Genomic DNA, 509 nt, shown 5'->3' with positions numbered 1-509 from the left:
CCCTCACAGGTGCGATTCAAACCAAATGTCTTATAGAACATTATGGTGTTAATTGCCTTGTTTCAATCCCTCACAGGTGCGATTCAAACTCTACCTCAATTGTTTTCCAATTTACATTAAAAACTAGTTTCAATCCCTCACAGGTGCGATTCAAACATGGGAACCCCTCCAGGAGATGTGGTTCTCAAAATAAGGTTTCAATCCCTCACAGGTGCGATTCAAACTTTTCAGATTGAAAGATTGTATTGTAATTGCACATTTGTTTCAATCCCTCACAGGTGCGATTCAAACATGGAAAGTTATGCTTAATGCTCTTGAAAAGTGGTCGTTTCAATCCCTCACAGGTGCGATTCAAACAAAAGGAGGAAAATTATGTACCTCAACATCGTTAATGAGTTTCAATCCCTCACAGGTGCGATTCAAACGCGGAAAAAATATTGGTAGTTTACAACCCAAAAAAAGTTTCAATCCCTCACAGGTGCGATTCAAACAGATAGTGAAATATGAAT

2 protein-coding genes are annotated in these 509 nt (G+C 38.7%); both read left to right on the top strand.

Features of this window, described 5'->3' with window-relative positions; translation table 11 throughout:
* The coding region (locus NZ923_10865; protein MCS7230507.1) for a hypothetical protein at positions 1–236 on the top strand (236 nt) is incomplete at its 5' end.
* Positions 212–509: hypothetical protein (locus NZ923_10860; protein ID MCS7230506.1), on the top strand; the 298-nt coding region annotated here is incomplete at its 3' end. The genes NZ923_10865 and NZ923_10860, both read left to right, overlap by 25 nt.

The sequence above is a fragment of the Candidatus Kryptonium sp. genome, from assembly GCA_025060635.1.
Classification (GTDB): domain Bacteria; phylum Bacteroidota; class Ignavibacteria; order Kryptoniales; family Kryptoniaceae; genus Kryptonium.
Note: the sequence above shows the minus strand (reverse complement) of the source record. Positions and strands in the feature narration are given on the sequence as shown.